Origin of the sequence: Thalassotalea euphylliae (genome assembly GCF_003390395.1) — a bacterium.
In the GTDB taxonomy this organism is placed as follows: domain Bacteria; phylum Pseudomonadota; class Gammaproteobacteria; order Enterobacterales; family Alteromonadaceae; genus Thalassotalea_F; species Thalassotalea_F euphylliae_C.
The window spans coordinates 3,938,244-3,964,608 of the sequence record NZ_QUOV01000001.1 but is presented as its reverse complement, the minus strand read 5'-3'; the positions used below and the strand labels follow the sequence as shown (position 1 = coordinate 3,964,608).

21 protein-coding genes are annotated in these 26,365 nt (G+C 43.9%); 11 read left to right on the top strand and 10 right to left on the bottom strand.

Going from position 1 to position 26,365, the window contains the following annotated elements; all coding sequences use genetic code 11:
- Positions 1–103: 103 nt before the first annotated feature.
- On the bottom strand, positions 104–2,011 hold the full coding sequence (locus DXX92_RS17370) for an ATP-binding cassette domain-containing protein (RefSeq protein WP_116001936.1): 1,908 nt from the start codon (positions 2,009–2,011) through the stop codon (positions 104–106).
- A 131-nt stretch (positions 2,012–2,142) separates the two neighbouring features.
- Between DXX92_RS17370 and DXX92_RS17365 the strand changes: the two genes are divergently transcribed.
- Complete coding sequence (locus DXX92_RS17365) at positions 2,143–2,337, top strand: YheV family putative zinc ribbon protein (RefSeq protein ID WP_116001935.1); 195 nt, start codon at positions 2,143–2,145, stop codon at positions 2,335–2,337.
- Positions 2,338–2,421: 84 nt separating this feature from the next.
- Here the strand turns inward: DXX92_RS17365 and DXX92_RS17360 are convergent, their stop codons facing one another.
- Both DXX92_RS17360 and DXX92_RS17355 read right to left on the bottom strand, forming a co-directional pair.
- Positions 2,422–2,685, bottom strand: a complete 264-nt coding sequence (locus tag DXX92_RS17360) for a SlyX family protein (protein WP_116001934.1) — start codon at positions 2,683–2,685, stop codon at positions 2,422–2,424.
- Positions 2,667–3,659, bottom strand: a complete 993-nt coding sequence (locus DXX92_RS17355) for a WD40 repeat domain-containing protein (RefSeq protein ID WP_116001933.1) — start codon at positions 3,657–3,659, stop codon at positions 2,667–2,669. Before DXX92_RS17355 ends, DXX92_RS17360 begins: the two co-directional genes overlap by 19 nt.
- 119 nt (positions 3,660–3,778) lie before the next feature.
- On the opposite strand from DXX92_RS17355, the gene fkpA reads away from it, so the two are divergent.
- Both fkpA and DXX92_RS17345 read left to right on the top strand, forming a co-directional pair.
- Entirely contained in the window at positions 3,779–4,564 is a 786-nt protein-coding gene (fkpA, locus tag DXX92_RS17350) for an FKBP-type peptidyl-prolyl cis-trans isomerase (RefSeq protein WP_116001932.1), read from the top strand.
- A 166-nt stretch (positions 4,565–4,730) separates the two neighbouring features.
- On the top strand, positions 4,731–5,963 hold the full coding sequence (locus tag DXX92_RS17345) for a glycosyltransferase (RefSeq protein WP_116001931.1): 1,233 nt from the start codon (positions 4,731–4,733) through the stop codon (positions 5,961–5,963).
- Between the two features lie 88 nt (positions 5,964–6,051).
- Here DXX92_RS17345 and DXX92_RS17340 read toward each other — a convergent pair whose 3' ends face one another.
- A complete protein-coding gene (locus DXX92_RS17340; protein ID WP_116001929.1) occupies positions 6,052–6,966 on the bottom strand; it encodes a S1/P1 nuclease in 915 nt (304 codons plus the stop codon).
- 220 nt (positions 6,967–7,186) lie between these two features.
- Positions 7,187–7,579: a DUF3718 domain-containing protein gene (locus tag DXX92_RS17335; RefSeq protein ID WP_116001927.1), complete on the bottom strand. Its 393-nt coding sequence runs from the start codon at positions 7,577–7,579 to the stop codon at positions 7,187–7,189.
- Between the two features lie 342 nt (positions 7,580–7,921).
- Here DXX92_RS17335 and DXX92_RS17330 point away from each other — a divergent pair, with 342 nt between their 5' ends.
- Positions 7,922–8,314 (top strand): MmcQ/YjbR family DNA-binding protein, encoded by a 393-nt coding sequence (locus DXX92_RS17330; protein ID WP_116001925.1) that lies wholly within the window; start codon positions 7,922–7,924, stop codon positions 8,312–8,314.
- Between the two features lie 73 nt (positions 8,315–8,387).
- On the opposite strand, the gene DXX92_RS17325 is transcribed toward DXX92_RS17330, so the two are convergent.
- Positions 8,388–9,311 carry a manganese-dependent inorganic pyrophosphatase gene (locus tag DXX92_RS17325; RefSeq protein ID WP_116001923.1) on the bottom strand — a complete coding sequence of 308 codons (924 nt, stop codon included), beginning with the start codon at positions 9,309–9,311 and terminating at the stop codon, positions 8,388–8,390.
- A gap of 181 nt (positions 9,312–9,492) precedes the next feature.
- Complete coding sequence (locus DXX92_RS17320) at positions 9,493–10,461, bottom strand: class 1 fructose-bisphosphatase (RefSeq protein ID WP_116001921.1); 969 nt, start codon at positions 10,459–10,461, stop codon at positions 9,493–9,495.
- Positions 10,462–10,746: 285 nt separating this feature from the next.
- Here DXX92_RS17320 and DXX92_RS17315 point away from each other — a divergent pair, with 285 nt between their 5' ends.
- The 3 genes from DXX92_RS17315 to DXX92_RS17305 all read left to right on the top strand — a co-directional run bounded on the left by DXX92_RS17315 (position 10,747) and on the right by DXX92_RS17305 (position 15,626).
- Positions 10,747–13,191 carry a zinc-dependent metalloprotease gene (locus DXX92_RS17315; RefSeq protein ID WP_116001919.1) on the top strand — a complete coding sequence of 815 codons (2,445 nt, stop codon included), beginning with the start codon at positions 10,747–10,749 and terminating at the stop codon, positions 13,189–13,191.
- Positions 13,184–14,023 carry an agmatinase gene (gene speB, locus DXX92_RS17310; protein WP_116001917.1) on the top strand — a complete coding sequence of 280 codons (840 nt, stop codon included), beginning with the start codon at positions 13,184–13,186 and terminating at the stop codon, positions 14,021–14,023. Before DXX92_RS17315 ends, speB begins: the two co-directional genes overlap by 8 nt.
- Positions 14,024–14,171: 148 nt before the next feature.
- A complete protein-coding gene (locus DXX92_RS17305) occupies positions 14,172–15,626 on the top strand; it encodes a hypothetical protein (RefSeq protein ID WP_116001915.1) in 1,455 nt (484 codons plus the stop codon).
- A gap of 127 nt (positions 15,627–15,753) precedes the next feature.
- On the opposite strand, the gene DXX92_RS17300 is transcribed toward DXX92_RS17305, so the two are convergent.
- From DXX92_RS17300 to DXX92_RS17290, 3 genes are all read right to left on the bottom strand, one after another.
- Entirely contained in the window at positions 15,754–17,214 is a 1,461-nt protein-coding gene (locus tag DXX92_RS17300; RefSeq protein WP_147301985.1) for a hypothetical protein, read from the bottom strand.
- Between the two features lie 230 nt (positions 17,215–17,444).
- A complete protein-coding gene (locus DXX92_RS17295; protein WP_116001911.1) occupies positions 17,445–18,689 on the bottom strand; it encodes a tetratricopeptide repeat protein in 1,245 nt (414 codons plus the stop codon).
- A gap of 239 nt (positions 18,690–18,928) precedes the next feature.
- Positions 18,929–19,921, bottom strand: a complete 993-nt coding sequence (locus tag DXX92_RS17290) for a DMT family transporter (protein WP_116001909.1) — start codon at positions 19,919–19,921, stop codon at positions 18,929–18,931.
- 220 nt (positions 19,922–20,141) lie between these two features.
- On the opposite strand from DXX92_RS17290, the gene DXX92_RS17285 reads away from it, so the two are divergent.
- From DXX92_RS17285 to DXX92_RS17270, 4 genes are all read left to right on the top strand, one after another.
- Positions 20,142–21,587, top strand: a complete 1,446-nt coding sequence (locus DXX92_RS17285; protein WP_116001907.1) for a PLP-dependent aminotransferase family protein — start codon at positions 20,142–20,144, stop codon at positions 21,585–21,587.
- 41 nt (positions 21,588–21,628) lie between these two features.
- The gene (locus DXX92_RS17280) at positions 21,629–22,891 is read left to right on the top strand and encodes a multidrug effflux MFS transporter (RefSeq protein WP_281269090.1); all 1,263 of its coding nucleotides are present in this window, start codon (positions 21,629–21,631) and stop codon (positions 22,889–22,891) included.
- An 87-nt stretch (positions 22,892–22,978) separates the two neighbouring features.
- Positions 22,979–23,632, top strand: a complete 654-nt coding sequence (gene elbB, locus DXX92_RS17275; protein WP_116001904.1) for an isoprenoid biosynthesis glyoxalase ElbB — start codon at positions 22,979–22,981, stop codon at positions 23,630–23,632.
- A 93-nt stretch (positions 23,633–23,725) separates the two neighbouring features.
- Positions 23,726–26,335, top strand: a complete 2,610-nt coding sequence (locus DXX92_RS17270) for a DUF748 domain-containing protein (RefSeq protein ID WP_116001902.1) — start codon at positions 23,726–23,728, stop codon at positions 26,333–26,335.
- The last annotated feature ends 30 nt before the right edge of the window (positions 26,336–26,365 follow it).

The window sequence follows — 26,365 nt, the reverse complement described above, 5'->3', positions numbered from 1 at the left end:
AAGTGCCGCCTTGTATAAAACTCAAACAGGCTGCTGCAAAAACAATCCTGAAAGTCCAACACGCCCTAGAATTCACGTTACAGATCATCGCTTTATGCTCATCTTACCCGATTGGATTCATGATCGCGTCAATTTTTTCTTCTAAATCAAGCCATTCCATTTCAGCTTCGCTAATTTGCTCGCTCAAGCTCGCTTGCTGTTTAAGCAGGCTAGATAATTTGGCCTTATCGTCTGATTGATAAATCTCACCATCGGCAAGAATGGCCTCAACCTCGTCGAGTTCTGATTGCCATTGCTCCATTTGTTTGTTGAGTTTATCCACTTGCTTTTTCAGTGGCGCAGCCTGCTTTCGCAACTCAGCTTGTTGCTGGCGTTGCTGTTTTTTATCTACACCTGAATTTTGCGCTTCTTTGGGTTCGGCTGATTGTGCTTTGCTGAGTTTTTTATCGTCATTTAACCATTGCTGGTAATCGTCGATATCTCCGTCAAAGCTAGTGACTTTGCCTTGCCCAACCAATAAAAATTCGTCAACACAGGATTCTAGTAAATAGCGATCATGGGCAATAAGGATTATCGCCCCTTGGAAATCTTGTAGCGCCATCACTAAGGCTTGGCGCATCTCTAAATCTAAATGGTTTGTCGGTTCATCCAACAGCAGGAGTTGTGGTTTTGCCAATACAATCAGGGCGAGTACTAGGCGTGCTTTTTCCCCACCTGACATCGTACTGGCTTGTGCTAATGCTTGATCGCCGCTAAAACCGAAACGCCCTAAATAGTTGCGAGCATCTAACTCCCCAAAATGCGGTGCATCACGCAATATATGTTCAAGCGCTGTCGAGTTGCCATGAAGTTGCTCTAGCTGATGCTGAGAGAAATAGCCAATATTTAAGTCTTGTGCACAAAAACGCTCGCCGCTCAGCAAGGCAAGCTCACCGGCTAACGATTTGATTAACGTTGATTTACCCGCGCCATTTCGCCCCAATAGCCCCAAACGTGTGCCTGGAACTAAGGTGATATTGGCTTGCGCTAGAATTCGGGTGTCGCCATAACCACAGTCGGTATCGGTAATGGAGAGCAGTGGATAGGGCAAATGCTCAGGTTGCTCGAAACTAAAAGTAAACTGACTATCAACATGAGCAGGCGCTAAATCAGGTAGCTTTTGTAATCGCTTCAAACGGCTTTGCGCTTGCTTTGCTTTACTCGCTTTCGCGCGGAAACGATCAACAAACTTGGTTAAGTGCGCGACTTCGCGTTGCTGTTTTTGGTAAGCGGCATCTTGCTGCGCTAAATGTTCAGCGCGCTGTCGCTCAAACGCGGTGTAGTTGCCAGAGTACAGCTTGGCACTTTGGCGCTCAATATGCAGAATTTGACCGACAACATCATCAAGAAAGTCGCGATCGTGAGAAATTAACACTAGGGTGCCATCAAAGCGTTTTAACCAGCGCTGTAACCAAATAACCGCATCAAGATCTAAGTGGTTGGTTGGCTCATCCAGCAGTAATAAGTCGGCTCGGCTAATCAGCGCTTGCGCTAAATTCAGGCGCATGCGCCAACCACCAGAAAAGCTTTTAACTGGCTGCGAAAGTTCAGTTTGGCTAAAGCCTAACCCATGTAAAAGCTCACCAGCACGTGCTGGTAAGCTGTAGCCATCAATGGTTTCTAATTGGTTTAGCAAGGTGGCTTCTAAGGTGCCGTTTTCTGCTTGTCGCGCTTGTTCAAGCTCTGCTTCAATGGTGCGATATTCGGTGTCGCCATCAATCACATAATCAAGCGCGCTAGCATCAAGCGCTGGTGTTTCTTGTTTTACCGTGGCGATGCGCCATTTGGCAGGCATTTTGAGCTCACCTTTATCAGGTGATAGGCCACCGAGAAAAACAGAAAATAGTGATGATTTACCGCAGCCGTTGGCACCAACTAAGCCAATTTTGTGCTTGGCGTGCACCGTAAAGGTGGCATTGGTAATTAAGGCTTTTGAGCCTCGGTAAACATCTAAGTCTTGGGCAGTGATCAAGCGCGCGTTCCAATTAGTACTACTTTATAAAATTGGCGCTATTGTCGCTTTTCCCCCTAGTGGCTTTCAAGTTAAAATGCTGGCTAAGTACGGTAAGAAGTTTAGTAAGAAGCACAATAAAGAGAACGAATGTGAAAAAACGATTTATTGCAGGCGCAGTTTGCCCGAGCTGTAAGGCGATGGATACCATGGCACTCACCAAAGAAAATGGTATTGAAAAAGTGACCTGTGTGAGCTGTGGAGAACAAATGACGCAGCCTGAAGCGCATGTTGAGAAGCAAGTGCGCGAGAGCGAGCAAATGATTGGTATATTTAAACCTGAGTAGCGGCCACGAGTATCAGCTAATAAAAAGCCAGCACTATCGCTGGCTTACCAAACACTTATTGTGACAAGTCGCTCGCTTATTCCATTAATAATGTGGCGGCGGTGGCTCATCTTCCGCTTTCATTACATTACTTGGCGCCATGTCTTTTACGCGCTGTGCCACGAGATGCAAATGCTCTTTCATTTCAGCCAATGTCGCTTGATGAATAGTAATTTCTTGATTTAATTGTTCGATTAAATCTTCCTGAAAAGCGTTTTTTGCTTCCAAGGTTTCAATACGTTGTTCTAACGTACTTATTGCTTGATTTGTATCGCTGGGATTATCAGCAGTTATTGGGGTAGTGGCCATAATTCGGCAAATCCAGACGAGCTTTCGGTAATAAAGTGGTTATTATCGCGAAAAGCGGCGCTGTAAACAACGGCGCCGGCAGGGCGAATGTCTTCGCGCGGTGTTACGCGCCAACTGGCGATACGTTGCCCAGTGCCAATATTCCACAAACTGACTTTACGCGTTGGCGCGCCGGTGAGTAGCTGTGTGCCGTCGGGTGAGAATCGCACTGAGCTAAACACTTCTTGGCGATTAGTATATTTTAAGCTGTTAACCAGTTTGCCAGTTTTTAAGTTCCAAATATGCGCATCTTTTTTGCTATCTGCGGTAAAGGCATAACGACCTTGTGGATCAAGCGCGACTTTAGTAACACGGCTGGGGTGGTTAAATTGGTAAATCACTTGCCCTGATAGCGTATCCCAAACATAGGCGACAAAGTCGTTACCACCAGAGATGGCAACGCGGCCATTGGGTAGCATATCAACAGTATTGATTTTTTCGCTATGGCCTAAGAATTCGAGGCGTCGCCCGTTTGCCATTGTGACGTGAGCTACTTTGCCGTTGGACTTACCAATAAGTAGATAATTACCGTTGTTAGCAATAGCGATATCCCGAATGCGTGATTCACTGACTTGATAAAAGCCTTCTGATTCACCTGTTTCTGCGTTCCACAGCGAGAAAGCTTCGCTGTTGGCGGTGACCACATGTGAGTTATTATCAGCAATATCAATCGCTAACACTAAATTATCGGCGTTGTCTTGTTGTTGTGACCAAGTAAATTTCAGCGCATTTTTATCGATATCCCAAACGCTGATGCCATGATGAATTGATGAGACAACACTCAATTTTCCATCATTGGAAATATCGGCTGCTCTCGCACCTTCAGCAGCGTGTCGCCACCGTTCAATTGGTTGTGAATCACTCGGCTGACAAGCGCTTAAAAACCATGGCAAAACGGCAATTTTACAGAGTGAAAACAATCGATTAAGCGACATCAATATTTAATACTTTTTTCTGACCACAATAGCCGTTAGTATAAGTGTTTTTTCACGCGATTGAACAAAAATAATAAAAATCACCGTGGTCTTTGTTATGTTCAACTTTGGAGTATTAAATGAAATTGTTTAAACCGACTTTGGTTGCAATTGCGATGGTGTCTGTATTTGGCTGTCAGGAAGCTAAAAAAGAAGAGCCTGTTGTAGCGCAAGCGCCAGTATTGGAAGCAGAAATTGACAAGCAAGCTTATGGTTTAGGCGCGTCAATTGGTATGTACATGGAGCGTAACCTAGCAGAACATGAGAAGTTAGGTTTAGCGTTAGATAAAGAGCTGATCGTAAAAGGTTTTGTAGAAAGCTTAGAAGGCAAATCACAATTACCACAAGAAGAAATTCAAGCTTTATTAATGTCGCTTGATCAGCAAATGAAAGAAAAGCAGCAAGCGCAAATTGCTAAGCAAGCAGAAGATGCGTTGGCAGAAGGTCAAAAATACCTTGATGAAAATGCAAAACGCGAAGGTGTGATGACCACTGAATCTGGTATTCAGTACGAAATCATTACCCCTGCTGAGGGTGAAAAGCCAACCGCAACTGACACTGTAAAAGTACACTACACAGGTACTTTGATTAACGGTGAGAAATTCGATAGCTCAGTAGATCGCGGCCAGCCAGCGGTATTCCCACTAAATCGCGTAATTCGCGGTTGGACTGAAGGCGTTCAGTTAATGTCGGTAGGTGCGAAGTATAAGTTCACTATCCCTTCAGATCTTGCTTACGGCCCTATGGGTAACCCACCACGCATTCCTGGTAACTCAGTATTGAATTTCGAAATTGAATTATTAGAAATTCAAAAGCCTGAGCCAGCACCAGAAGTAGGTGAGCAAGCAGAAGCAGCTGCTCAGTAATTTTCTGCCAGTTCTTGTTACTAAAGGCCAGCATTTTTGCTGGCTTTTTTTTATAAAAAACTAGTTATGTTTGGTTTACTTTGCGATATGAGTAAGCTTTTAAACTGTGGCGATAGACCATGTACCTATCGTAAAATAGCGAGATTCTCCTTTTCTGCTATTTTCTATGAAATCTTTGCTTATTATTGGTTGGGTTTGGCCTGAACCCAATTCTTCCGCAGCTGGCAGCCGCATGGTTCAGCTTATTCGTTTATTTCAAACGTTGGATTATCAAGTAACTTTTGTAAGTGCGGCGAATAAAAGTGATCATATGATTGATTTGGCAACGCTCGATGTTGCTGCGCAGGAAATCACGCTGAATTGCGATAGCTTTGATGCCTTTGTCAGCGAGCTAGCGCCTGATGCAGTAATGTATGACAGATATATGGTGGAAGAGCAATTTGGCTGGCGCGTTGCCAAATACTGTCCTAATGCATTGCAAATTCTCGACACAGAAGACTTGCAGAGCCTGCGCAACGCTCGTCATCAAGCTTATAAAAAAGATGGCCATCTTGATAATACCGAGCTAAATACAGAGCTTGCGATTCGCGAAGTCGCGGCCATTTATCGCTGTGATTTAACTATTATGATCTCGCCAGTGGAAATGGCGCTATTGGTTGAGCACTACCAAGTGCCTGCCTCACATCTTTGTTACTTGCCGTTTCTATATGATGAACAAGCGTTAGCGAAACCCAGCTTGCCTTATGCTCAGCGTGACAATTTTATTGCGATAGGCAATTTTCGCCATGCACCTAATTGGGATTCTGTGCTGTGGCTTAAGCAGCAAATTTGGCCGCAAATTCGTAAGGCTTTGCCGCAAGCTGAGCTGCACATTTATGGCGCTTATCCGCCGAAAAAAGCGACTGACCTGCATTGTGAAAAATCCGGTTTTCTAGTCAAAGGTTGGGCAGAAGATGCTTTTGAGGTAATGGCGAAAGCTAAAGTGTGCTTGGCACCATTGCGTTTTGGTGCAGGTATTAAAGGAAAGTTAAGTGATGCCATGTTGTGCAGCACACCGTCGGTTACTACCGCAATTGGCGCAGAGGGAATGGCTACTGATTTAGCTTGGCCTGGGGCTGTTAGTGACAAAGTCAACGAAATAGCACAAGCAGCTGTTGTGCTTTATCAAAATGAAGAACAGTGGCAAATGGCCAGTGAACTTGCTGAGCGAAATCGCAAACTACTGTTTACCAGCCAGCCGTTTATTGAACAATTTAGAGAGCAGTTAACCTGTATCGTCAATCAGCTAACAATGCATCGAGGGCGGAACTTTATCGGCTTAATGCTCAATCATCACAGCCACAAAAGTACCCAATATATGTCGCAGTGGATAGCGGCTAAAAATCAGCTCACAAGTTAGCTGCATTTAAGCTCAGCGCTTTTCGAGGAAAGTGTCGCTGAGCTAAATGTCGTTGGAAAAAATATCGCGGCGCTGAGTATAGTTTATCTTAGTTGAAGCTCGTGTTGAGCTGGTGGGCAAGTCGAACACTTGCCATCAACATACGAAGGTTAATTTGCTGTGACATTAGATCTAACTCTTTGCTAGTCAGCTTCACTGGCAAATTACGCTCTTGGCAGGTATGGCTTGCGTTAGATTGGCAATACTTAGTTGCTGGCAAACGCGCAATAGCAAAAGATTCGTTCGCCCAATCAAGCACTGAGGCGTTTTGCCACTTAACCATATCAGCACTTGGTGTACTGGCAAGTTGCTTAGCCAGTAGGCTGAACATTTGTTGGTATTGTTCTGCTAACTTTTTGTGTTTTGTCTGGCGAGTCAATAAGCACTCATCCCATAACCAATGCATGCTTGAACATTTTACACCTTGAACTTCAATTTTCGTTTTATTTCCACCCCAGTCGCTCGCAAAACTGACGTGCAGCGGCTGGTGAATATCACCCAGCCAATGGCCTAAAAACATCAGTGCTTCAGTGCGCTGTTTAACATTTTTACCTTGTGTGACTTGCTTGGCGTGATAAGGAATTGCTTGAGTAATGCAGTCTTTTTGGCAAGTGCTGTGGGTTAACTCTTGCTCATCACGGCCAAGGTTAACGTAATGCCACGGCTTATATTTATCGTAATGATCAAGCTTTTTAATGGCGTCAGGCCAAGTGCAAGCTTTACCTAAAGTAATAGGGCTATTTTTCTTGGCAAAGTTGTATTGATTAATGCGCTTTCGCTCTGTTTTATTAAGGCTAGCGAGTAAATTGTCAACTTGGCTTTTAGCGTCGGGGGTTAATGCTTGGTAAGCGAGATCGCACACTAGCTGGTGACCAAGTTTGCCAAGTGCGTAAGCGGGTTGAAAAGCTGAGCCAATAAGTAAAATTGCAGCACTGGCTAAATAAACGATTGTTTTTGCAGTCATGAGGTGTTTTGCAGATACGAATAACTAGCGGGCTATGCTGTCACGGCAGTCGGTATGGTGCAATGATTTTTCACTGCGATTAATGGTTTTATCTGAGGTTATTCGAATGGGAGGTGAGAGAATAAGCGACAAGCAGCAAAGAGCTACTTGTCTGGTTATTCTTATTGTTGCAATTGCCGTTTGAATGGCAATGGCGTGCGATATTTAGCAATATCACAGGCTAGTTAGCCGCAGATACATAGATGATTTTGGGCTCTTGACCCGCTTTGGCAACGTCGCGAATGGTTACAGAAGCATTAACCTTGTTCTTACCAATGCTGTACTTGTTCAAAAAGTTGAACGTGTTATCTGCTTGATACTTATAAGCAAACTTGGCAGGCGCTATGTCGTTACAGCGAATTGTATTGATGTTTACCTTGCGATCATGAATGCCCATTTTACGTAATGTGCTTTTAACACCTTTTACGTCGTTATTACCTGCTCTAACGCATAGGCGGGTTTCATGCGAACTGTCAGTGGCAACAAATTTGTATTGCTGCGCGAAGCTAGCTGGCGCATATGAGCCTGCAACAATGGCGCTTACGGCGATACCAGCGAGTAATTTATGTTTCATTGTTCTCTCCTAAACTAATATTGTTAGCCAAGACAATGGCTAAGCATTTGATACCAAGCGCTAGCTAAGTATTCACATTGTTCCGTTTTTAAAACTTGGTGTTCCTTGTTACTGTATTGCTATTGCAATGTGCTAATAAGTAGACAAGGTCATACTGCTGTCACCATAAAAGCAATTCCGTTTTGCTTGACTGTATTTTTAGCAAAAGAGTGTGTGCGACTGATGTCGTAGCTTTGTCGAAATGTAAACGAGTGTAGAAAAGCATGACAAAGATCACTTTTCTAAGCGTGCTGTTTATACTAGTGCTTACAACTAAGTTGTTATTCTAATTAGGATTTAAAGATGAACGAGCAAGAAGTAAGGGCATATTTACTTGCTAAGCCTGAAACAATTAAAGATTTTCCATTTGGCGAAGATGTTGAAGTTTATAAAGTAAAAGGCAAGATGTTCGCCACCTTATCCTTGGGTAAGGGCAACGAAAAAGGCACTGACGGTAAGCTAGAGGGTCATTACTGCATGAACTTAAAATGTGACCCCGAAGAAGCGGTTATGCTGCGTGATATATTTCCTAGCGTGATCCCCGGCTATCACATGAATCGCGCGCTGTGGAATACGGTGATTTTAGATGGCTCTGTACCTGTGGGTGAAATTGAGCGGATGATAGATAATTCGTTTAAGTTGGTGGTCTCAAAAATGACCAAAAAAGACCAAGCGTCGATATTGATTCATTTATAGCAGGGTTTAAATGCAAGGAATAAAAAACCCAGCGTTAACGCTGGGTTTTAAGTATTTAGAAAAGCTTATTGGATTAAGCTAATGAATCTTGTAGTGGTGGAACTACTTGCTTCTTACGGCTCATAATGCCGTCGATCCACACTTTACCGTCAACAGAAGCTGCGCCGTAGGCTTTTTCTGTTAAGTCGTCGTTGTTGCTGACAACGAGTACTTCTGAGCCTTCTTTCATAATGTCGGTCAATACCAACAATACGCTGTGGTAGTCACCTTCCGCTTTTAATGCCGCGATATCGGCTTGTAAGTCAGCTTTCATGTCGTCAACTAGAGCTAAGTTGATCAGCTCTAACTGACCGATACCTACTTTGTTGCCGTGCATGTTGAAGTCTTTAAAGTCGCGCATCACTAGGTCACGTACTGGTGTGCCAGCAACCGCTGATTTCACTTCAAACATTTCCATGCCAAGTGCTTTGTAGTCTTCTACACCAGCGATTTCCGCCAATGCTTCAACACACTTGATATCGGCAGTCGTACAGGTTGGTGATTTGAAGATCACGGTGTCAGATAAAATTGCACACATCATAGCGCCAGCGATGTCTTTTGGAATTTCAACACTGTGGAAATCGTACATCATTTTAATAATGGTATTAGTACAACCTACTGGGCGAATCCAACACTCAAGTGGTGTTGATGTCGTGATATCACCTAGTTTGTGGTGGTCGATAATACCTAAAACTGTGGTGTCGTCGATATCGTCTGGACCTTGGATGCGATCTGAATGATCAACCACGTAAATACCGTCAGTATCAGCAAACGTCATTTTTAATTCAGGTTGCTCGAAACCAAACTTGTCTAAGATAAATAAAGTTTCTGGTGATAGCTCGCCTAAACGTGCTGGTTTTACGTCTTCACCAATTTGGTTTTTTAGGTACGATAGGGCGATTGCTGAACAAACTGAATCAGAATCTGGCACCTTGTGTCCGACCGCGTAAGCTGGCATTGATAATTCTCCAAGCGAATAAATTTAAATAACGTTAATTGGCGCGTATTCTAGCAGTTTTTGGTGGATAAAAAAAAGCCGCAGTCTTATTCGAATAACCTCGAATTTGATGCGGCTTTTACTGAGCTATGAGTGAGCTATGAATGAGCTTTTATAGCGTTTTGAAATCGCGTGATATGAGCTAGTTATAGTAGCTCAAGCATTTCTCAACTTCGTTTTTAGAGCCCATGATCACTTCCACACGCTGGTGAATATCATTTGGCTCAATCTCCATTATCGGCCCTTCGCTAGTCATCGCTAAACCACCCGCTTGCTCCACTAAATAACTCATTGGATTCGCTTCATACATTAAGCGCAGCTTGTAAGGCTTTTCGGGGTTTTTGTTATCGGCAGGGTAAGTGAAAATACCGCCGCGCGTCAGTACTCGGTGAATATCGCCAACCATCGCGGCAATCCAGCGCATATTAAAGTTCTCGCCGCGCGGGCCATCACTACCAGCAACTAAATCATTAATATAGTTTTGCATTGGTGCTTGCCAGAAACGTTGGTTCGACATATTAATCGCGAATTCGCGGGTATCGGCTGGCACTTGTACATTGCGCTCAACCAACAAGTAACCGCCGTGGGTTCTGTCGAGTACATAAAAATGCGTGCCTTTACCTGTGGTCATTACCAACATGGTTGACGGGCCGTAAAGCACATAACCGGCACACACTTGCTTGTGGCCAGGTTGTTGGAATTGTTTAGGATCGTCAGCGGCAAGCTCAGGAATGGCTTCGTGAATCGAGAAAATTGTGCCAATTAGCGAGTTAATATCAATATTTGAACTGCCATCGAGTGGATCGAACGACACTAAGAACTTGCCGTTAGGGTCGCCAGCCACTGAGGTATCTTCTTCCTCCGACGAAATAGCGCGAACAAAGCCTGATTCCAACAAAATATCTTTGATTAATTCGTTGGAAACCACGTCTAACTTTTTCTGTACTTCACCTTGAATGTTTTCATCTAAAGTCGAACCCATTAAGCCACCTAATTGCGCTTGGCTAACGCGGAATGAAATTTCTTTGGTGGCGGCAAGAATGGTTTTAATTAACGAGATTAAGTCTAAAGGTACGTCGTCTTCGCGTAATGCTGGCGCTAGTCGTTGCATAGGGTTACCTAATTGCTTGTTGTTGATGGCAAGTTATTGTTGGCTGGTCGATTTCTATTTGATCCTCCTTCGCCAACTGTATATTGTAGGGCGTGTCGAGCTTTCAATCTCTAAAGTTCAATACGCCCTAGCTAGAGTAAATCTCTCGGTTGCCAAAAAGCTAGTTAAGTCATGCATTTCGCTATTGGCACGGGTGATCAATTTATTGAAAGTTTTCACTCTAACTTTTAGCCGATTATAACTCAATTTTGTGACCGTTTTTAGTAAAAATAATAAGGAATTAGGATGAAATTAAATCGTCTGTTAACCGTGCTTTTACTTTGTCTAAGCTGGCTCTCCAGCGCGTGGGCAGAGCCTGCTGACTTCGCAGAATTTAGCAAAGACAAGCAATACCAATCAGGCTATTTTTCGTTTTATCACGAAGAAAATAGCGGCAAGGTTTACCTAGAAATTGACAACTTTGAGCAGCCGTTTTTATTTCAAAGCAGTATGCCACACGGCATCGGCTCTAACGATATTGGCTTAGATCGCGGCCAGTTAGGTAATACTCGTTTAGTGCAGTTTGAGCGTGTTGGCGAAAAAGTCTTTTTACGTCAGCTTAATACTTACTATCGCGCGAATAGTGACAATGAACTTGAACGTCAAGCCATTGATGAAGCCTTTGCCAGCTCAATTATCTGGGGCTTTAAAGTGGCGAAAGCGAGTAAAAGTGGCAAAGTTGTGGTGGATTACACGCCGTTTTTACTTTCTGATATCCACGGTGTTAGTGAGCGTTTAAAACAGCGCAAACAAGGCAGCTTTAAAGTCGATGCCACCCGCAGTGGCTTGTACGCTAAGCGCACTAAAGCTTTTCCTAAAAATACCGAATTTGAAGCTACGATCACCTTTAAAGGCACGGGCGCTGGCACTTACTTAAAATCAGTTACGCCAGAAAACACAGCAGTAACCGTTAACTTCCATCATTCCTTAATTGAACTGCCAGACGATAATTACCAAGAACGTGCGTTCCACCCCTACAGCGGCTACTGGGCAATAAGCCATGCTGACTACGCCACTAAAATTGATGAGCCGCTGATTCAGCGTGTTATTCCGCGCCATCGTTTAGCAAAGCAAAATCCAGAGGCTGCTTTTTCGCCGGCAGTTGAGCCGATTGTTTATTACCTAGATGCTGGCGTACCAGAGCCAGTAAAAAGTGCCTTGTTAGACGGTGCACGTTGGTGGAATCAAGCGTTTGAAGCGATTGGCTACCAAGATGCGTTTCAGGTGAAAATGTTACCAGCAGATGCTGATCCTATGGATGTGCGTTACAACGTGATCCAGTGGGTACATCGTGCGACACGTGGTTGGAGCTATGGTGCGTCAGTTATTGATCCACGCACGGGTGAAATTATCAAAGGCCATGTGACCTTAGGCTCATTGCGTGTGCGCCAAGACTACTTGATTGCCCTTGGTTTAACTTCACCTTTCGATATGAACGAAGAGAGTGGCGAACAAACGGATACCAGCAAGCAGCAGGAAATGGCACTGGCACGTATTCGTCAGTTATCTGCACACGAAGTCGGTCATACATTAGGCATTGCCCATAACTTCGCCGCAAGTGTTAATAATCGCGCCTCGGTGATGGATTACCCACACCCCTACATCACACTTAATAACGGTGAAATTGATTTATCTAACGCGTACGACACAGATATAGGCGCGTGGGACAAATACGTGATCGCCTATGGCTACAGTGACATTGCCCCTGAACTTGAAGATGAAGCACTGGCAGGTTTGATTGCTCAGGCGAAAAGCCAAGGCTTGCAATATATGTCGGATCCCGATGCCAGACCAAAATCAGGTGGTCATGCGACAGGGCATTTATGGGATAACGGCAAAAACGCCGCTACTGAGTTGACACGTGTATTAGCAGTGCGTGAAAAAGCATTGCAAGATTTTGGTATTAACTCAATTGCCAATGGCACTCCGCTGTCGGAAATCGAGCAGGTATTAGTGCCAATCTATAACTTCCATCGCTATCAAGTGGAAGCGGCAGTAAAACTAGTGGCTGGCGTTGATTACAGCTACGAAGTTAAAGGTGAAGGTGAAGTGGTTGGCGTGTCAGCCGTGGCCGGTGATAGCCAATACCAAGCGCTAGATGCCTTACTGGCAACCTTGACACCGAAAACGCTCACCCTGAGTGACGAATTAATTGGTTTAATTCCACCGAAAGCCTACGGCTATCAGCGTAATCGTGAAAGTTTTAAAGCTAATACTGGGCTAACTTTTGATCCGGTCAGCGCGGCAGAAGCGGCAACGAAACATACGGTTGGGCTGTTATTAAATGCCGAGCGTTTAGCGCGATTACAACAGCAATCGCTAATGGGCAAAGATATTCCATCAGTGGAAAAATTGTTAGATATGCTGCTAGAAAGCACCATTAAACAAAACAGTGAAAAGGGCTTAGGCTTGCTTGTTCAGCAGCGCGTTAACCAACAAGTGGTTGAGCACTTACTTACCCTGTGGCACAGCGATAAAGTGGTGACGGAAGTCAGAGCAGAGCTTTATGTTGCGCTCAAAGATTTAGGTGACTGGTTAGATGACAACCGTAAATCACGTAAGCACCAAGGTATGAAAGCGCAATTTACTTTATTGGCTGAGCAAATCGACTTTAGCTTAGCGCAAGGCAAGCGCGTCACTCCGGCATCAAGCATTGTGCTGCCGCCTGGCTCACCGATTGGTCATGAGTAAGTTGCCTACATTTAATTCGTTAGCATTGCTGGGTGTTCCGTTCGACGATAATTCATCGTTTGAACGAGGCCCAGCCAAAGCGCCAGCCGTGATCAAAAACGTGCTGGCGCACGGCTCGCTTAACAAAGGCACTGAGCTTGGGGTCAATCTTGCCGATAACCCCCAGTGGCAAATTGCGGACGATGTAAGCTTTTCAGCATACAAGTCGATGCCATATGGGTTTAATCACGATATTGAACAGGCGGCATTAGCGCAGCTTTCGGCAGGCAATTTATGCTTGTCGCTCGGTGGCGATCACAGTGTTTCCTATCCACTGCTAAAAGCCTACGCTCAGCATTTTCCTGAGCTGACCATACTGCATATTGATGCCCATTCAGATTTATACGACAGCTTTAAAGGCAACCCGTACTCTAACGCTTGTCCGTTTGCGCGGGTGATGGAAGACGGGCTATGTCAGCGTTTAGTGCAAGTGGGTATTCGCACCTTAAATGCCCACCAGATTGCTCAAGCGGAAAAGTTTTCGGTGGAAATGTTCGAAATGCGCCACTGGCCGCTGGCTAAGCCATTGTCATTTGAAACACCTGTATATTTATCGCTAGATATTGATGGCATAGATCCAGCTTTTGCACCGGGGGTGTCGCACCGCGAACCGGGCGGCTTAACGACACGTGAAGTGATTAATCTTATCCATCAAATTGATGCGCCACTTGTCGGTGCTGATATCGTGGAATTTAACCCCAACCGCGATATCGACGGTGTTACTGCGCAAGTTGCGGCAAAACTGACAAAAGAGCTGGCCGGTAAGATTATTCAATCGAGCTTAAATGGGTAACTGAGCATGTGGGGATTTGGCATGATTGGTTTGGCGTAGATGATTTGGCATTAATAATAAAATTTAATTAACACTTTCACTTTTTTACTTTAGTTAGCAGTCAAGGAATTGAAAAACTAATTTCACTGAATTTAAAAGGGAATTTATTTTGCGAATTAACACATTGATACTGCTTGCGCTGCTTTACCTAGGAGCTACTTCAAGTACATACGCGAGTGAAGCAAAAGCATTTATTGAGCTACTGCAAAAGCACTACCAGCAAACTTCATCAATTAATGCATTTTCACTAACTCATAGTTATTTTGGCCGCAGTGACCCATACCAGTCATGGGACTATCAAGCGCCCAGCCGCTACAAAGCCTTTAAAGTCACAGATATTGATATGGAAAAGCAGCATTACTATCAAAATGTTGTGCATCACCTTACTGGTGGCTTGTATTTAGATGAAGTGCACTTTCAAAATGATAGCGAGAGTTTGCGTTATGAACGCAATGGTATTTCCTTGGGTAATAGCGCCATCGCGCAGAGCATGAATAGTTTCTCACGCTATAAAAACTTAACCTTAATGAATCTTGATTTCTTGGCGGTTAGGCCTTTGCTGCAAGCAATTAGTGTTAGTCAGGATATTAGTGAGACCATCGACATTCAGTCAGACAAAGCCGCTGGAAAAGTGACCTTAGTGCATCGACAGGCTGAGGGTGCTGAAGGTAAAGAAATCGAGTATGTGTTTAATCTAGCGCCGCTGCGTTTAGAATCCATCAATAACAAAGCGAGAAAACGCATTTTTCTCTATGGCGATTACCGAACGAGCAATGGCTACCATTTCGCACATTCCTTGATTAAGCACTACAACGGCGATGTGATTCCCAGCTTTATAACCCGAATTGAGAAGTTTGAGGTGATTGAGCAGATAACACCTGAGAAGCTCACACTGCCTAATGATTATCGCATCAAGCCTGCTGAGCAAGATTTAACTTTGGTTGCTTCCGCAATTGCCGAAAATCTTTACCTCGTGACCGACGCTTCACAAAAGCACAATACGTTGTTGAAGGTAAACGGCAGCGATATTATGGTGTTTGGTGCACCAAGAAGTAGTCGCCTATCTGAATCCGTGCTGACAACCATTAAGCAGCAATTTCCTACTAAGCACATTAGTGGCGTTTACGTTACTCACCCCTACCGTGAACATATCGCAGGACTTTTACCCTTTGTCGAACAGGGGGCGAAAGTGTATGCCGATAATTATACGATTGCGGCAATAAAAGCCTATCCGCGCTTTACTGACAAGGTTAAAAGCTTTTCTTTTGAAACAATCAGCCATGAGCAAGTGATCAATGGCGTGCAATTTTATGTGCTAGAGAGTACTCGTTCAAAACGCCAAAGCTTTGCCTACTTTGCAAAAAGCGGCACGATTTATCAGTCAGATTTTCTTGAAATTGCTCGAGATAATACCGTTGCCAATATCCTGCCCAGCTACAGCAAACAGTTTATTGATTTTGTTCGAAACTCAAAGCTCAAGGTTACGCGCATTGTCGCGCAAAACAGGAATAGTAATATTTCGCTGGCGGTTATGAACAAGGCTTATCAAGCGCATACACTGTAGGGCTATGGTGTTTTTATGCTGAGCTTTCTATGCATTACTGTTTAATAAAACCTTTCAATAAACAAGTGAACATAGTCTGCCGACTAGGTTCACTGGATAACCTGAGCTTTATCAACTCACTTAAAGTCTACATCATGGCGTTATAGGTTTTATTCATCACTTCGACTGAAATATTGTTGTTTTTGTAGTTGCCGACAATACGTTTTAATTTCAGTTGTTTGCTACGGACAAAATCAATAAAAGTTCTAGTGTAATTCGGTATCACCTTAGGGATAGTGTTATCAAATGCGATATTAAGAAAGTTTGCTTGAAAGATAATTTCGCTTTCTTTGAAGTGCACAAAGCTTTGTCGTTTAGCGTGCATACTTTCGAGAATATAAAAACTCGCACCATTAATAACTTGTTCATGCTTAATCGTACGGAATTTGAATGAATCGATAGTGTCGGCAAAGTCTGGAAAGGCTTTGATAGCGGCAATGGTATAGTTATCTGCCAATATCTCGATTCCTTGCTCCGCATAAACATTAAGGCCTGCTATATCGGGTGTTTGCGGGTGGGTTACGTGAATGGCAGTAATTGTTTTCTCTGGGAATTGCTCGCGAATAAGCGCAATGGTTTTCGTTGCTTGTGCTGGCGAGCCACTTGCGCCAAAGACCATAATTTTATCGCCATTAACTTTAAATAAGCTGTTACGCCAAGCTGAAGCGTCGGTGACAAGAAAAAGGTCTTTGGCAATTTCTGTGGCTGTTAAAACGCCATCTCCCCTTTTAATTTCGGGACCATAGCCTGCTGGAAGCTTTAATTTTGAGGCATCTACGTGCTCAATGATATCGAACCTATCATTAAAACTAATGTAGGCAGGCACGGTATCGCCGTTGTAGAACTTGTTTACCGACCGTGCAAAGGTGAGACCTCTGGTTGTTTGGTAATCATCGTAGACGTAGATCGCTTGCCTTGATTTATTGCTTAGTTTTAGAAGCTGTAAAGGCGCATTACTAAATTGGTAGTCAATAATGCTGTTGTCCGAGATTGTATGGGTAAGGGTAGTGGTGTTTGATTGGCTATCGTGAGTAAGCGAAATGTTTTCGTCAATATTTGTTTCGTCTAGTAACGGCCTTACTGCCAGAAAGTCGATATTCATTGCCATAAAACTCATAAAGCGATCAAAATTTCCCATGCCTCTGTTTAAATACCGCTTACCTAAAAAGTTACCATTTTTTTCGTAGTAGTAACTTTCCGTGTCATTTTGGTACTGCGCTCTATCAAGTATTTGACCGCCGGGAGAATACAGAATGTCATTGTCGTAAAAGTGCTTTTTCGCCATATCTACTTCGACCATCCTGACTGACAAAACGCGATTCGGTGCTTGATAGTCCCAATAATCATGAGATCGATACTGTTTGTTTAAGAAGTGGTAGCTCAATGAAAAAGTGCTAATTGATCTGGTGGGTTGATAGTGGGTTCTCAGTTTTTCAACGAAGTCTACCGTTTCGCCTGCCCATGCGTTTGTAGTTAGTAATGAAAAAGACACCATAGCGACACTTAGTACGAATTTTATGTGGCGTGTCTTCTTAAATAATTTCAACATAACGATTTTCCCTTCTTCCTTGCATCAATAATCTAACTGGCTGAATAATAAGCTATAAAATATTGATAAAGTGTTCTGCTAATAAGCGATGACAAGTCACTATTCTGCGTCTAGTTGCAGCTTTTGTGTTCTTCACTTTTTTTCAGCTTCTCACTTTTTAGCGAGGGAAGGGGAATTAGCAGACTAGGCTGTTGGGCAGGTGAGCGTAATGCCCACCTGCTCGTTTCGGTTTATTCAGCGGCGTGGTTGTTAAGTGTTTGCTGATACTTGCTGAGCTTTTCTTGATAAGTGCGTTGCCAATAAGGGACTAGATCTTTAGCGTGCGCGACCGCAAGTTTTTGCTCTGCCACTGCTTGTTTATAATCTTTTAATTGAAAATAGCTGGCGGCTAGTGCTTCGTGGGCAAAAGCGGATTCAGGATAGTGTTTAACGGCTTTTTGCAAAATTGCGATGGCGCTTTCAGGATCATTATCCAGCTTAGACTTCGCCAGTGCTTTTAACGAGTTAAGCGCTGAGACTTCAAAACCGTATTTTTCATTGGATAAAAACTGATAGTGGGCAAGAATGGCATCAGCACCTTGTTTGGCGATAGTAGAATCAGGTGTTAATGCTTGGTGAACATCGTTAAATATTTCTTCAATGGCATAGCTAGTTGCTAGCACGGGCTGAGTCATATAGTAGTTGCCGTCAAAGCGTCGAACACTGACTTGGGTATGCTCAGGTGCTAGCAGTGTCATCTGCGCGGTGACTTGTTCAAAAGCCGCAAGGTGTGACTTGTCGTAGCTGCTATCACTCATCGAAAGTGCTACGTAGCGAGGTTGGTTGGGTAACTTACTAAACTGCTTTTCTATTTTTTCTGCCAGCTTAAGCGGGTGATTGTTGAGTGTCGGGCTGGCAAGAATATAGGCATTAAACAAATCAGGTTGATCCAGTAGCAAGCCTAGGCCAACAGCGGCATTGCCGGTAAAACCGCTGTATATTTTAAAGCCATTAAGTCGGTAATTTTTGGCGATATTGGGCAGTAAATCTTGGGCAAAGTAATCTAATAGTTTGGTGCTTGTTCCTTCCACATACTCTGCATAAATAGCTGCAAAGGCTTCGTTATAATTTTTTGGCGTCACAATAATCGTCTCCAACCATGGCCAAGCACCGTTATGACTCATCCAGTCGTGCATGCCTGCGTGCATTGGCTGGCTGCGCGGGTGAATATCAAATAACAGTACATAGTGCTTGTCAGCTTTAGATTGATAACTAGCGGGCAGGGTAACATTGTAGATAACTGGTGCATCGACTAACTCAGAGGAAATGGTTAGCTCTTCAATTGGGTTTAGGGCGCTGATCTCTGTTGCGCGAACTGACAGTGATAAAAGCGAAATAGCACCCAATATCACACAAAGTATTGCCAGCATTAGGTAACTATCAAACTTAACCACTCTACGTGAGATGATAGGAAATGCTTTGTTGACAGTTTGCATTAGGTTCTTCCTTGTTTTTGTTGTTATTTTTAAGCCGAGCTTAAAATAATACGACTGGTTTCGTATATTGATAACACACCAAAAAGCATTGTGCAAAATTTAAACTGAACCTTATAGGGTCGTTCAGAACGAATAAGGAAAGAAAAACGGCATGGCAGGAAGGAGTGCCATGCCGGCGGCAACAAAAATAGATTGAACTAGTCGTTTTGTGTTGCCAAAACTGGTGTTAATGAAAGTGATTAGTTAGCGGTTACTTCGTCTGTGTCGATATTGTTTGGTTTTTCTGCGCCATGTTTTATGGTGCCATGCTTTTCGCTGCTAGCCTTGTCATTACTAACTATCATTTTATCGCGCTTTAACGTCCGTGGTTTTGAGAGCACAACAAAGTTACCCACCATAATGGCAATAAAGCCAAATACCGTGTATTGATCCCAGACAAACCCTTCAACCACAGTTGAAATAGCTACTGCAACCGCAGGGAATAGGATATTGGCATACGAGGTTTTATGTGGGCCAATACGCGTCATCAACGACAAGTAACAACCAAAGGCTATCACTGAGCCAAAAATGGATAAAAATAACAGTGAGCTGATATAAGATGCAGACCATTCAAAGGTAAACGACTTACCCTGTGCCAGTGCTAACACACTCATAAAAATAGTGCCGTACAGCATGCCCCACGCATTGGATTGAACCACGGGCATTTTATGGTTTTGGTTGCGAATCGAAATCATATTACCGGTTGATGCCGATGCGGTGCCAATCAGGCATAACACTAGGCCATATAACGTCATATCAGTAAAACTCAAGGTATTCACTTGTGGCCAGAACAAAATCACAATGCCGATTAAACCCAAAGCACCACCGATAACCACTTGTGAATTCACGGGGGTTTTATACCAAATACGGGCGTTAATAATGTTGAACAGCAGCAAGGTTGAAAAGGCTATACAGGTTAGCGCTGAATTAATATGTTGCTGTGCTTGATAGAGAAAAAAGTAGTTACAGCCAAATAACGCCATGCCGAAAAGTGCTAACCACAGATGCTGCTTAGCATTCATTGCCAGCGGCAACTTTCGCAGCCAACAATAGATAAATAAAACAGTTGCGGCTAAGCCAAAACGATAGGCGACCGAGGCTTCAGGCGCGACTTCGCCCAATTGGTAATTAATGGCTATCCAAGTGCTGCCCCAAATCAGCACAGTTAGGATGTAAAGCATGGTGTTGTTCATCGAATGTCCTATCACAATTGGGTAATTGAATATCGTTTTTTAAATACGCGACTGACTGTTCCTCACTTCACTGACCTTATTTTAGTTGTGCTGCCAGAAACAGTGTCGAAAACTTTGTTTGAAGGCAATGTCTAAAATTAATTGCCAGATAGACAGTGTAGCGAGTGTTTGTTTTAATAACATATACAGAAAAATGAAAATGTAACCTATACAGTTTGTAATGAAATTACTTAACCGTCAGTCGTCTGATTTTCTCTATCAGCAAATTATTGAGTTTATTGATGATCAACAACAGCAAGGCTTATTGCGTGCCGGTGACAAGCTACCCAGCTTACGCAAGCTCAGTAAGCAGCTGGAAATTAGCGTGCCTACGGTTAAGCAAGCGTATTTAGAGTTGGAAAAACAGGGGCGCGTTTGCGCTCGCCCACAGTCCGGCTATTACTTACAAGCCGAGCAAGCACGCACTTTGCAACCAACACGTAGTAAGTGGATGGGCAGCAAGCCTGTGGAAGTCAATTGTCGTAGCTTAATTGAGCAAGTGCATGATGCGGTTCACTTGCCAAATACGGTTGCGCTGGGTATTTCAAATCCCGTGAATACTCACCCGCCAGATAAAGCGCTAGCGAGGTTAATGCGTTCAGTGCTCAGTAAAGTGGCGGAAAAGGCGGTTAGCTATGGGCCGGTTAATGGCGATCCTAAATTGCGTATGCAGCTGGCATTTCGCTATCAAGAGTTGGGGGCTGCGGTCAATTATCAGGACATGCTGATCACCAATGGCTGTCAGGAAGCCTTATCAATCGCATTGCAATGTGTTGCTGAAAAAGGTGATGTGATTGCCATTGAATCACCTTGCTTCTTTGGCTTAATCGAATTGATTGAGAGCTTGGGGATGAAAGCTTTAGAAGTGTATACCTGCACAGAAGACGGTTTGTGCCTTGATGAATTGGAGAAAACGCTCAATCAATACCCTGTCAAAGCTTGCCTGTTTTCAACGGCGATCAATAACCCCTTGGGATCACTGATGCCAGATAGTCGCCGCCAGCAAATGGTCGAGCTATTAGAGCGCTATGATGTGCCATTAATTGAAGATGACACCTATGGTGATTTGCATTTTGATGGCGAGCGGCCAAAGCCAGCCCAGCTTTATTCTGAAAAAGGGTTAGTGCTGACTTGCTCTTCATTTTCGAAAACAGCAGCCCCCGGCTACCGAGTTGGCTGGTTAATTCCGGGACGTTTTGAAGAGCAAGCAAAGCGCATTAAACGCGCACAATCGTGTTCAACCCCAATGTTGCAGCAATGGACGCTAACCGAATATTTGCTGTCGGGTGAATATGATCGCCATTTAACCGTGCTGCGCAAAAAGCTGATCTACAATTGTGAGCGTATGCGAGCGTTAATTGCCGAGCACTTTCCCAGTGAAGTGTGTATTGCCAAACCGCAAGGGGGCAGTGTGCTATGGGTACGATGTCGTTCACATGTGAATACTGGTGACTTCTTCCATGAAGCTATTGCTCAAGGGGTAAGTTTTGCGCCAGGTGGGATTTTTTCGCCGTCGGGTAAATATCAGCACTATATGCGTATTAGCTTTGGCGTGCAGTGGCACCAAGATATTGAGCAAGCAATTAAAACCTTGGGGCAGTTAGTTGCTCAACACCAGCACCATTAAGCCCATAAGCTTTACATCAAAAAAATAAATTTGAGAGCACTGTGACCAAAGATCCGTTCACTATTTCTAAGAAAATCCTATTGCCTTTGCTGGCGTCAATTATGGCGGTCTCGCCGCTAGCGATTGATTTATATTTGCCTGCAATGCCGCAAATTGCCGATGAGCTCACTACAACCATGCCGAGTGTACAAAATACGTTGAGTATTTACTTAGTCGGTTATGCGCTTGGTTTACTGTTTTTCGGTCCACTAGCCGATAAATACCCACGTCGCAATTTGGTGATGATAGGGCTACTCGGCTTTACGCTCGCCACCTTGGCGCTGCCCTTTGCTACCAGCATTGAAGCTTTTACCGGCGTTCGCTTTGTCCAAGCTTTTATTAGCAGTGCGGCGACTGTCGTGGTGCCGGGCACAATTCGCGAGATTTATCAGAAAAACACCGCCAAGGGCTTATCTTATGTCAGTATGATTATGATGCTCGCCCCCATGATTGCGCCCAGTATTGGTAGTGTGATTTTAGCGCTCCATAGCTGGCAGGCGATTTTCTTTGCACTCGCCTTTTATGCCTGTTTGATTTTACTGTTTGCCTTCAAACAATTACCGAATCGCGCAGAATCCATAGCGAATAAAGAAAGTGAGCAGCAAGCCGAGCCGCAGATCACAACTCCTAGTTTTCTTGGCCGTTATAAAATTGTCTTAGGCAATAAACCAGCGCGTTTAGAGCTGATCGCTTCAATGATGATTTCACTGGCATTTTTCGCCTATATCACGGCGGTACCGTTTGTTTATATGACGGTCTTTCAAGTCAGTGAATTTACCTTTAGTGTGCTGTTTGCAGCGACTGTTGCAGCCTTGATGACTGCGCATTTTATTAACACGCGTTTGGTGGTGCGCAAAGGCTCGCGCGCTATGCTAGGTTACGGGCTATTAGTGGCGGTGGTTTCGGCGAGCAGCTTAGTGATAGTCAACTACTGGCAATTACCCATTGCCTACACAATCGCCTCAGTATTACCACTGATGGGCAGTATTTCCATGATAGCGGTTAATGCGGATGCCATTATTTTGCAAAAATTTGCTGAACAATCTGGTACTGCTACCGCGGTAATTGGCGTATTACGTTTTGGTATTGGCGGTTTAGCGGGGCCAATTTTAGCCTTCTTTTATGATGGCTCTGCTATGCCGTTTAGTTTGCTGATGTGGTTATCAGTGTTGGTGGTATTACTGGTGCAATTGCCGCGCTTTCTTGGAGACAAAGCTATGAGCGATAAAACTAGTCAGCAAGAAAAGGCAAGCAAAAGAGCGTAAAAGATTAACTGAATTAGCAATCAGGGTTGAATGGCTTAATGTACAGGGTCAATTAACTTGCTAAATTTAACGAACAAGGAAACAACAATGAAAAAAGTAGCAATTATTTTAAGCGGCTGTGGAGTATTTGACGGCAGTGAAATTCACGAGGCGGTGATCACTATGTTATCGGTTGAGCAAAATGGTGCTCAGTACCAGTGTTTTGCTCCAGATGTTGCACAAATGCACGTGGTTAACCATTTTACTGGTGAAGTTGCTGAGCAAGAGTCTCGCAATGTGCTTGTTGAAGCTGCGCGTATTGCCCGTGGCGAAATTAAACCTGTGACGGAGCTGAATGCTGACGACTTTGATGCCTTGCTATTACCGGGCGGCTTTGGCGCAGCGAAAAACTTATGTGACTTTGCTGTAAACGGCCGCGAAGCTTCAATGAATTCTGATGTGTTAGCTGCTTGTCAAAGCTTTGCCAATGCAGGTAAGCCCGCGGGTTATATTTGTATTTCACCTGCTATGATCCCTATGGTTTATGGCCAAGGGGCAAAAGCGACGATTGGCACTGATCTAGATACCGCAGCAGGCGTTACTGCGCTCGGTGGTGAGCATATTGAATGCCCTGTGTCTGAGTTTGTTGTTGACGAAGCACGCAAAGTGGTGAGCACGCCTGCCTATATGCTGGCTGGTAATATCTCAGAGGCCGCTGACGGTATTGGCAAGCTGGTGAAGCAAGTGCTGGCAATGGCTTAAGGCTACCACCTGATTGCTAGCGCAGAAATTTTAATCTGTTTGGTTTTTGCGCTAAGCTATTGAATAACAGCAGGAACAGGTAGCAGATAAGCAATGAAAATCGTTAATAAGTGGTCAACCTTAGGTATAACTTTCATTGTCCTGCTGCTGTTGTTGATGTATGCCAGTGCGCCACTGGTGACTTACTTTGCCAATAAACCGCTGGCTGAGCAAAACCTTGCACTTGAGATCAAACAGTTAAGGTTTAACCCGTTCACTTTTTCCATCGACGTTGAGCAACTCTCTCTTAATCATCAGCCTACCAATGGTGAAGAAACAGCAGCTAATGCTCAACAATTGTTATCATTACAACAGTTAGCACTAAACCTGGATGCATGGCGGCTTTTTAGTGGCGAGATCCATATTGAATCTGTTGATTTAAATGGTATTGGTGTGCAAAGCGAGCTGATTGAGCAAGAACTTTCTTTTGCTGGTTGGCAGCCAATAGCGACAGGAGAAAGTGATGAACCAGTATCCACACCAAGTGATGATAATAACCAGCCTTGGCTGATGCGTGGTGACAGATTAATACTGGAAGATTTCACTTTTACGCTACAAGCTAAGCGTCAACACAACTGGCACATCAATAAGCTGGTGTTATCCGAAGTTGCTGTTAAGCCAAACGCAAATAACCACGGCCAAGAGATCGCCTTAAAACTGCTGTTAGAAAGTCAGTTAAACCAGCAGCCTGTAAACCTTGATCTCGCTTTAACTCATAGTGCTGATAAAACGCAATTAACCCTTAACAAGTTGCAACTTGCTGCTCAACTCGATGATTTTAGTGAATGGTTACCTCAGGAATTGCAGTTGTCAGGGCAAGTTGAATTAACGGCAGAGGCCAAACTCAATAAATCCAATAAATTCAGTGAACAGTTACAAACCAACTGGCAATTTTTTGACTTAAAAAGTCAGGTCGCGACTAGCGATTTACATATCACTGTACCTGTTAGTGAGCCGGTCGCGCTTCAAAACTCCACGTTAAAGCTGGGCAATATAGATCTAGCTATCTCTGCTGACGCACTCAATGTTGTACAGCGAGAAGATGATGGCACTGATAGCAAGGTATTCGATATTAATAACCTAACAGGGGAAGTATTAGCCCAGCTGGCTATCCAGGAGCTCGACTGGCAGCTAACCAATGGCGACACTCTAGCGACAATAGCGTCAATAACTGCTAGCGATGCTAAAGCTGTGTTGCCTGAACAATCATTTCAGCTTGCCTCACTAAGCCTGACTGACGGCATTATCTCTCAGGCGCAAAAGTTACATTCCATTGATTTAACAGACCAACAACCTAACGCTTTAGCTAATTTTGAGATGCTCGACATTACGGCAATAGCGTTAACGTCAGAAGAAGTAAATATTGCGGATATCGCCATTAACTTAACCCAAACCTCGGTTTATAAAAGTAATGTCTTGGCGGCGGAAAACTGGGTGCTAGCTGAGCCAAATAAATCAAGCAAGCCAAGCAAACAAAACACAGCAGAGCAAACAAAAGAATCACAAGAAACTCAAGCAAGTAGTGGGCAGGCTGACGTTGATCAGTCGTCAACTGTTGCTGAGCCTACGTCTGACGATGAGCAAACCTCTAACAGTGAGCAAGCTTCTAACCAAGATAAGAGCCCTGCGATTCGTATTGGGCATATTGCCGTTACTGGTGAAGGTGCGATTATTATGTTTGATTACACGCCCAGTGAACCCGTTATTCAGCGTTTAACCTTAAACGAACTTTGGTTAAAAAAAATAGATTCAAGCCAGCCGCAATCCGCTAGCTCATTTTTGTTGAATAGTCAGTTGGGTAAACGTTCGAGCATTGAAATTGTGGGCGACATTTTTCCATTCACTGAACACGGCGATTTAAACGTAAAAGGCAAGATGTCAGCGGTTAATTTGGCGCCATATTCACCCTATGTAGTGGATGCAATCGATCATAAAATTACCCAAGGGCAGCTCACTGCCGACTTCGCATTTAATTTAAAAGATCAACAAATCGACGGCGAAGTGACGACCTTGCTTAAAGCGATGGAGCTGGCGCAAGCACCTAATACACAAGGTTCTAACGAAGAAAAGAGTAAAGCGAGTGGTAGTCTTATCCCAATCAATGCCGCCATTAGCCAGTTAACCGATAGCCAAGGTAATATCGAACTGACTTTTCCATTAACTGGTGATATTAATCAGCCGAATTTAGGTATCGGTGGCTTGATTTCCTTAATTACGGAAAAAGCGTTAAAACAAGGGGCGAAGAATTATATGATTCAAACCTTTTTGCCTTACGCCAATATCATCACTGTCGCTATGCTAGCCAGTGATAGCTTATTTGAAATCTCAATGGAAGACTTGCCATATCAGGCAGGGCAATCTGAGCTATTAGCGCCTCAACTAGACTACGCGAAACAACTTGCTGCCGTGCTAACACAGCAAAAAGATGCGCAGGTTGTGATTTGCCCGAAAGTGATTAAACGTGATATTGCAGTTGATGACGAAGCAACATTAAGCGGCGAGCAAAAAAAGCAATTATTGGCATTGGGTGAGTCACGACTTGATCTGTTTACCGACCATCTAATTGCAACGTTAGGGGTAAATGCTGAACGTATTATTCATTGCCAGACGGTAGTGGAACCAAATAATAATGTCCAGTCTAGGTTGTCGTTTGCAATAAAGTAAATACTTACTTAATGATACTGAAAAGGGCTA

Excerpts from the sequence above, each read along its gene's own strand:
- DXX92_RS17360 (WP_116001934.1), bottom strand. The coding sequence starts at position 2,685 with ATGGCCACTACCCCAATAACTGCTGATAATCCCAGCGATACAAATCAA.
- DXX92_RS17355 (WP_116001933.1), bottom strand. The coding sequence starts at position 3,659 with ATGTCGCTTAATCGATTGTTTTCACTCTGTAAAATTGCCGTTTTGCCA.
- fkpA (WP_116001932.1), top strand. The coding sequence starts at position 3,779 with ATGAAATTGTTTAAACCGACTTTGGTTGCAATTGCGATGGTGTCTGTA.
- DXX92_RS17345 (WP_116001931.1), top strand. The coding sequence starts at position 4,731 with ATGAAATCTTTGCTTATTATTGGTTGGGTTTGGCCTGAACCCAATTCT.
- DXX92_RS17340 (WP_116001929.1), bottom strand. The coding sequence starts at position 6,966 with ATGACTGCAAAAACAATCGTTTATTTAGCCAGTGCTGCAATTTTACTT.
- DXX92_RS17335 (WP_116001927.1), bottom strand. The coding sequence starts at position 7,579 with ATGAAACATAAATTACTCGCTGGTATCGCCGTAAGCGCCATTGTTGCA.
- DXX92_RS17330 (WP_116001925.1), top strand. The coding sequence starts at position 7,922 with ATGAACGAGCAAGAAGTAAGGGCATATTTACTTGCTAAGCCTGAAACA.
- DXX92_RS17325 (WP_116001923.1), bottom strand. The coding sequence starts at position 9,311 with ATGCCAGCTTACGCGGTCGGACACAAGGTGCCAGATTCTGATTCAGTT.
- DXX92_RS17320 (WP_116001921.1), bottom strand. The coding sequence starts at position 10,461 with ATGCAACGACTAGCGCCAGCATTACGCGAAGACGACGTACCTTTAGAC.
- DXX92_RS17315 (WP_116001919.1), top strand. The coding sequence starts at position 10,747 with ATGAAATTAAATCGTCTGTTAACCGTGCTTTTACTTTGTCTAAGCTGG.
- speB (WP_116001917.1), top strand. The coding sequence starts at position 13,184 with ATGAGTAAGTTGCCTACATTTAATTCGTTAGCATTGCTGGGTGTTCCG.
- DXX92_RS17300 (WP_147301985.1), bottom strand. The coding sequence starts at position 17,214 with ATGTTGAAATTATTTAAGAAGACACGCCACATAAAATTCGTACTAAGT.
- DXX92_RS17295 (WP_116001911.1), bottom strand. The coding sequence starts at position 18,689 with ATGCAAACTGTCAACAAAGCATTTCCTATCATCTCACGTAGAGTGGTT.
- DXX92_RS17290 (WP_116001909.1), bottom strand. The coding sequence starts at position 19,921 with ATGAACAACACCATGCTTTACATCCTAACTGTGCTGATTTGGGGCAGC.
- DXX92_RS17285 (WP_116001907.1), top strand. The coding sequence starts at position 20,142 with ATGAAATTACTTAACCGTCAGTCGTCTGATTTTCTCTATCAGCAAATT.
- elbB (WP_116001904.1), top strand. The coding sequence starts at position 22,979 with ATGAAAAAAGTAGCAATTATTTTAAGCGGCTGTGGAGTATTTGACGGC.
- DXX92_RS17270 (WP_116001902.1), top strand. The coding sequence starts at position 23,726 with ATGAAAATCGTTAATAAGTGGTCAACCTTAGGTATAACTTTCATTGTC.